Below are 6958 nucleotides of genomic sequence, written 5' to 3' on the forward strand. Positions count from 1 at the left end.
TCTGGAATTCTATGTACTCACCTTCCGACTTCGGTTTAATTAATCAACTTGTAGTTGCTCTTGGCTTTGAACGCATCAATTTTCTCGGAGATCCGCATCTTGCGCTCTCTCAGTCATCATCGCCTCAGTTTGACAGTGGGTGGGTTACACAATGGTTATTTATTTGGCCAACTCGCATTTAAAAGCCGCCAATGTCAATCTTCGACGCCGGATGTACTCGAATAACGAGATTCCGGTAATGAACGGAAACCCAACAAATCCGATGTATAGTAACATTGAGCTTTACTGCCAGTATGTAGATTGAGAATCACTAAGGATTGTGCAAGTATTTCAACAAAAGAAAAGTTCAGGTGGTATCTCTGCTTGAACTTTAAATGGTTATATTGAGGTGAATCTGGCGTTAAATCAATGCTTTCTCACTATCAACACACAGCTTTACCGCATATATGCTTATTTATAGTTTAATTCTTCCTGTGTTATTCGTAACTCTACTTTCCGCTGTACCAAACAAAATACGCTATACGCATTTTACCAATAAAGCGACCGAACAAAATGCTTATTTTCGGAGCGAGGCATTATATAGGTGAGTGTATACAAACCATGTAATGCTTGCTGTTAATAATGCCGACGAAATCAAAGCTGTAAGAATACTATATGTTTGCCAAATAAGTATCGTTGGCCAATCTAATGCACAGCACATTATACATAGGGCAATCGTAGCAATCAGCAAAATAGCTGTTACGATTATTCGCTTTATTGTCATTGGCTGCCGCTCATTCGTTTTCCTTCTGCGTAATCCTAAGATAAAGAACAGAACAGCCAATAGGCAAAGAATAATTGTGGTAGACGATAAAATGATGTCCAAAAGCTGTGTGCCGCTTATTTCATATGACTGCGTTAGATTGCCGTCTAATATATCTTTAACTTTTAGTACCACGCTTCTATTGATATTGGCACCGTTGGTCAGCAAGCAGACGGCTGTTCGTTCATTCGGCAGAATGATCACTTCGGTTCCAAAATTGGGATTTCCCCCTGGGTGCTCTATAATCGTTTGGTTGGCGTTTACCGTCCAGCCCGCCGCGTAATACATTTCGTTGACAGCCGGAACAGACATATCACCCTGATGTGATTTTTCGATAACCGTATGGAATATTTCGGGTATGTCCTTCACAATACCCATCTGTATGCCCATCCAACGCGCCATATCTTTTGTACAAGAAATGATGTAGCCTGCGGGTTTATTCCCGGAATAATCCGGCGCGTTATATGGAGTTGTCTTAAAAAAGGAAGAACGGTAGCCCTGTGCCAACTGTCCGGTGGCTTGTGCATCTTCTTTATAAACATACGTCTGGTGAAGACCTAACGGCTGAAATACCTGTTCCCTCATAAAGTCTTCATAGCTTTGTCCCGACACAATCTCAATAACCAAACCCAATACGTCATAATTAACGGTTCCATAGCTATACTGTTCACCGGGAGGGAACGCCAACTCAGCATCTACCAGCATTTCCACAGTCTTTTGCAGCAAATCTGGTGTATTGCCTTGTGGAATATTTTGAGAATGCCTACCATTTGTTAGGCCGCTAGTATGGTGAAGAAAGTTATTGAGTGTAAGGCTTTGCATATCAACAGGTTTCCCTTGATACTGTAACGTAAACCAAGGTAAATATTTTTGGACAGTGTCAGTCATTGACAGCAGCCCTTGCTCTTCCAACAGCAGAATACCCATGCCAGTAAAAGCTTTACTGACCGAGGCCAACTCATATAGTGTATTTTCACTTGCAGACACCCCACTATCACGGTCTGCATACCCGGAAGAAAAGTAGAACACTTCATCATCAACAAGTATTGAAATTGATATTCCCGGCACACCTGATATACGAGAGGCATCATCCAGCAACGCTTGTATTGCCCCAGATTGCGTATCTGACAACGACGCATAACTTTGTGTTGCGAATCCTGAGAATAATATAAGTATTGATAATACAAAAACAATAGTCTTCTTCATAAACTCTCCATTTCGAAAAAATATAAACAACCCGTAGTACGCCTTATCTGCCTAATGCGTCGTTCCATTATACTTAATGCTAGACGTTCAATGATTAGATTACTATTGTAAACTTCACAGACCCATGTATATTATTTCTTGTTTCGCAAAAAGGCCCCTCTGTCCCATCTTCCATTTCCTTTATAGTATTTTATTAGGTATCAGTGAGGCTTCTATTAAATGAAGTATTACCAAGCCCTTATCTTTTTTCGACAAATCGAAATATAGACTTCTGTCAAGTAGGTCTAACAGCAAAAAGAAAGGAGACTAACCAATATGGCTAGCCTCCTTTCTTTTATAAAAATTTCGCCCTATTATGATAAAGCTCAGTGTAGGCAAGTTTCATTAATCTTTCCATGTTACCTGCCATCCATATGACTGAAGTTTAAAGTATTTATTAAACTCCGCGACTACGGACTTTGCGTTCTCTTTCGATGTTGCATGAAATATAGTTATACCGACTATATTACAGTCTGAAATTTCCTCCAACCCTTTAAGTCTTGATGCATCTACTCCAATCTGCTTTAGACTCTTACAATTTTTGAGTATTGTTAAATCTCCAACCGGATAAGTGAATTGCTTTAATTTCTTCAATTCTCCTATAACCTCTATATGTGATTCATCTATTGCACAGCTATCCGTCTCAAAAAACGTTAGATTCTTTAAAGCTTTTAAGAATGATAAATGTGGTATTGTCACTTGTTTGAGCTCTAGTTTTATTAGCTTATTAAGGTTTGAAATATAAAGCAGGTCGCCAACCTCCATTTCTTCTAAACTTAGTTCCTTCAAATTTTTTATAGTTCCTATTAATCCCCTATCAATTGAGTTCATTCTACATAATCTCAAACTCTTTAATTTCTTTATATCTTTCAGTTTATGTATATCTTTTAATGGAAGTCCTATTAATGTTAGCTTCCTTAACCCATCTAAAGAAACTAAGTACTTCAAATCAGACTCTTTAAAAGCTTCTGATCCTATCACAAGTTCTGCTAAAGAAGGCAACCGTTTAAGTACATCGAAATTAGTAATTTCATCCGCATGTATAATAAGTTCTTTAAGATTAACCATATGGGTTAAAATATCCAAAGATATTGCTCCGTATTTTTGAGCTTGATCAGCTCTAATAAATACCATTCTCTTTTTTTTCAATGTTTTTGAAGATACAAAACCACTCTCAACATCGTCTTTAAAATACTCTTCCCAAAATCCGCTTACAGGGATAAGGCTGTTCTTTTCGATATCCATTTTAGTCAAAGCCAAAATATCATCCAACAAACTTCCACTTTCACGGGATAATATGATTACATCATCTTCTTCACGAATACCAATACTACTATTTCTGAGGCTCGAATCGATAAATTCAAAGAAATGTCCCAAACTTTCCGCAATAACATATGAAAAACTAGAATTGTGATCTATCGTTATAATTTGCCCATAAACGCCCTTTTCTCCAGGGTCTAAATCAATTGCCAAATATGAGCCTCCACCATCTTCGGCAAAAGGAATCCAGCCTTCTCTGTAGTTCCCATCTTTTATTACATCTGGTTTGCTGGATATAATATCGTATGCTGATTCCAAAAGGGACTTCCAGTTGCTTACTATCGATTCAATGTTCATCCAACCAAGACCAGCCATAACGCCAAAAATCTGCTCTCCTTCTCCATTAGAATTCATGTATAACTTTCTGAAATCTTCTGGAAATTTGCAGTTCATCATGCTCTCGAAAAGGTTTATTTCTGATTCTTCAACTGCTGGATTCAGTAATTCCTCTACATTTGGTATATGCGATTTTAATGTCTCGATAAGTAAACACTCTTCTTTTTCATTAACTAATGACATATAGTGGCCCCCATTCTACTGAGTCATAATAGTTTCAGTAAACATCCTTGGTTGATTATCAATCATTTTGTTATGATTCATCTTCAACAGTTCCATCAATAATTAATTCTATCTTACATATGGAGCATCTATTTCCTGATTTAGCAATATCGTATCATGAATTTGTAAATATTGTTGTATTAAGTCATATAAAAAAACTAAGAGTCATCTTAGGGGTTAAACCCTATTGATGATACGTTTTCCCGCGTTTGAACTTCAACTATCCTGCCCGTTTGCTGAATAAAGGCAGCCGATCACATTGACTGACCGGCTGCCTTATCGTGTTTATTGAGCTATCGATACCCGTCAGATCAATAAGAAAGAATTCAGAAGTTCAACGAATTAACAAGCACAAGTAATGTCTTTTAAATTTCGTATAGCAATAGCATTGAGTCGGAGCGCTTCTACGATTGAATCTCTTACTGCTAACAATTCAAATCTTTCACGACTGCCAATAGGCAATCTGCAAAGCAATGCTTCAATTCTTTTAAGGCTTTCTTTCAGAATCACTCTTTGCTTACGCAAAGCATTCAAAGCTCTTTGAATTTTTTTCTTCTCTGCAGCAGTCATAAACTACCACCTCTTTTCGATTGTGATAGTATATGAGATGCTTAATCCTCCTTTTCTGCTTGTACAAACCGGAAGGTAAAAGATTGATTTTACTATTTTTTGCTAACCTCCATGATAGGAACGGACCAATCTACATTGGTATATAATCGGTTGACTATCGTGCGTATTAATTGAAGCTGTTCAGGGATCTTAGTAAGACCAGCAGCACGGAACTCAAAAAAATTCTTTTTGTTATTGGACTGCGATTCAACGATTACGATATAACCATCTTTCCATCCGGACCCATCAGTAGAAAAAACTCCTTGTCCTGAGATGGGATACTCTTTACCCTCAAGGTCCTTAAATATCCACTCACTGTTCGTAAACTCATTTCTGAATCTTCCACTAAAGTGTAATGAACCCTCCTGCTGTGAGCTGTTGGTATTTGGTGGTGATTCCACTGTAAAGTCATTTAACATCAGCTCATCCCCCTCAAATGCAAAGGGAATCGGATGTTCCTTCAACTTGGAAGGCTCAAATTGTACCCTCGAACCGTCCTTCTCAGGAATGAAATATCCATCGAATACGAAAGTATATGGTGTATCCTGTGGTAAAGATGGAAACGTATAGCTCCAATGCATTAATCCAGGCTTATCACCTGGAGTCGAAGAACTTGACATTACAAAACTCTTATTCGGGGATTTTCTAGGATTGACACTCTGAATCTCTTCTCCCGCGCTATCCTCAAAATGGAACTTCATCCCTTGCTGCTTCCATAGTTTACCAGGAGAACGACGCAATGCCTCTTCACTTAACTCCGTATCAAACTCAAAACGGACTCCTTGTACCATATGCGTTAATCTTTTCAAGGTTACTGTTAAACCATAAGGAGAGGTGTAGCTCCCCATCAGTGGAGTTGAAGTCGTTTGTTTATTCGCTTCAGTCATATCCATCGAAAAATTGAAATTCCAATCTCCTTTAAGAATAGGAATGTTCTTTCGTTCACTTCCCAATTCAGTAATATGACCTTCGATTGTAATTTGGTCGGTTTGTAGTGGCTCCGAGAAATTAACGATCATATAGTAAAAGTCATCGGTAAATCCCATATCGTATAATTCCCCAACAACCTTTCCTTGATCATCTTTTACTTGAATACGGTTTCCATCAGCAAAAACCAACCGTTTTCTGTCATGTTTCCCATTTGGGCCAAACAATTGTAATGCAATAATTACCCGTGTAGGATCTGCCACTGCTTCATCTATTTTTATTGTGTAGCCATTATCCTTCACCTTGATATTAGGATGTTCTACCAACCCAAATTCTTGTGCTCGAAGAAGGCCTATGTCCATATTATTTTTTACAAAAAGAGAACGTAAAGTCTCCGCTAACGAAGGTACGGAATACAAAATCACGGCACTCAGAACAACAAGTAACAAAGCCGCTCCCATGACTATTCTTAGTGACTTAAGTATCTTCGGATTCTTTTGATTCCTGTCTGGTACCGTTACTTTCTCTAGTTCTACGAATTCTATTGAAGCCATAACTTGAGCAGTAAAAGAATTTGGCAGCTTCTCCTCAAACAACGCTTGCGACCACTCCTCTTGTTCTTCTAATAGCGTATGATAGATTAAATTGCAATGGGCACAAGCAGCGATATGATCAACACCTTCCAAATGTCGGGAGGCGGGTGTACTTAGGATGTATTGCTCGATCTCAAATGGACTTAAGCACTTCATCGCTCTTCACCTCCTGGTGTGTCATGATTTGTTTCAATCGCTGTTTTGCACGATAAAGGTCATTTTGGATCTTACTTAAAGGGACCTCTAAGAGAGTACACATTTCTTCATAGCTTAAATCATTGGTGTAACGAAGCAACAACGCCGTACGATAATTAGGTGGTAGCTTCTGCATCAGGTGAAGCAGCTCAGTACGATGCTCCGATCGAATGAATTCTTCTTCTGGATTATCTGAAAGAGAAGGTTCCGAAAGATCGTCCGGCAAGCTCGCTGTAGGTCGGCCTTTTTTCCACAAATCTTTCAGTAAATTAGTCGCGATCGTATATATCCAAGCCGCAAAATTTTTATCCAAGTCATGTGAAGCCAGCTTACGATAAGCTTTTATAAAAGTCTCCTGAGTGATGTCTTGCGCATCTTGATCACTAGCCCCCATCCCTCTCAAAAGACCATAGATTTTGTTCTTATATCGATCCACAAGATACGAATAGTCTCCCTTATGTCCATCCAGAACGTTTAGGATCCATTGCCTCTCATCCTCTTTTTCAACTTTCGGTACATGTTTCACCTTATAGCCTCCTTGAAGCACGATACTGTATAGACGATTCCTATCAGAAAAACTCTCACTTCATAATCGAGTAGGAGGAGGCGGTAAGCCTCCGTCCTCTCACACCACCGTACATGCGGGTCCGCATACGGCGGTTCCAAAAGGTTAACAAAGTTCCAGATAACGTGAAAGCAGACTTTTCAG

At 38.8% G+C, this 6958-nt stretch carries 5 protein-coding genes and 1 pseudogene; all 6 read right to left on the bottom strand.

Going from position 1 to position 6958, the window contains the following annotated elements; all coding sequences use genetic code 11:
• Nucleotides 1-177: 177 nt before the first annotated feature.
• Nucleotides 178-249, bottom strand: a pseudogene (locus tag L1028_RS29015) (helix-turn-helix domain-containing protein); the annotation flags it as partial.
• Nucleotides 250-556: 307 nt separating this feature from the next.
• The gene (locus tag L1028_RS29020; RefSeq protein ID WP_234541563.1) at nucleotides 557-2008 is read right to left on the bottom strand and encodes a serine hydrolase domain-containing protein; all 1452 of its coding nucleotides are present in this window, start codon (nucleotides 2006-2008) and stop codon (nucleotides 557-559) included.
• A 384-nt stretch (nucleotides 2009-2392) separates the two neighbouring features.
• Nucleotides 2393-3886, bottom strand: a complete 1494-nt coding sequence (locus L1028_RS29025; RefSeq protein ID WP_234541566.1) for an SMI1/KNR4 family protein — start codon at nucleotides 3884-3886, stop codon at nucleotides 2393-2395.
• 381 nt (nucleotides 3887-4267) lie between these two features.
• On the bottom strand, nucleotides 4268-4495 hold the full coding sequence (locus L1028_RS29030; protein ID WP_234541568.1) for a hypothetical protein: 228 nt from the start codon (nucleotides 4493-4495) through the stop codon (nucleotides 4268-4270).
• Nucleotides 4496-4587: 92 nt separating this feature from the next.
• Nucleotides 4588-6210 (bottom strand): DUF4179 domain-containing protein, encoded by a 1623-nt coding sequence (locus tag L1028_RS29035; protein WP_234541569.1) that lies wholly within the window; start codon nucleotides 6208-6210, stop codon nucleotides 4588-4590.
• Nucleotides 6188-6775 carry an RNA polymerase sigma factor gene (locus tag L1028_RS29040; protein ID WP_234541573.1) on the bottom strand — a complete coding sequence of 196 codons (588 nt, stop codon included), beginning with the start codon at nucleotides 6773-6775 and terminating at the stop codon, nucleotides 6188-6190. Before L1028_RS29040 ends, L1028_RS29035 begins: the two co-directional genes overlap by 23 nt.
• Nucleotides 6776-6958 lie beyond the last annotated feature (183 nt).

The organism is Paenibacillus pseudetheri (assembly GCF_924513355.1).
In the GTDB taxonomy this organism is placed as follows: Bacteria; Bacillota; Bacilli; order Paenibacillales; family Paenibacillaceae; genus Paenibacillus_AQ; species Paenibacillus_AQ pseudetheri.

Bases quoted from the DNA above. Each gene is read 5' to 3' on its own strand.
- L1028_RS29020 (WP_234541563.1), bottom strand. From the start codon at position 2,008: ATGAAGAAGACTATTGTTTTTGTATTATCAATACTTATATTATTCTCA.
- L1028_RS29025 (WP_234541566.1), bottom strand. From the start codon at position 3,886: ATGTCATTAGTTAATGAAAAAGAAGAGTGTTTACTTATCGAGACATTA.
- L1028_RS29030 (WP_234541568.1), bottom strand. From the start codon at position 4,495: ATGACTGCTGCAGAGAAGAAAAAAATTCAAAGAGCTTTGAATGCTTTG.
- L1028_RS29035 (WP_234541569.1), bottom strand. From the start codon at position 6,210: ATGAAGTGCTTAAGTCCATTTGAGATCGAGCAATACATCCTAAGTACA.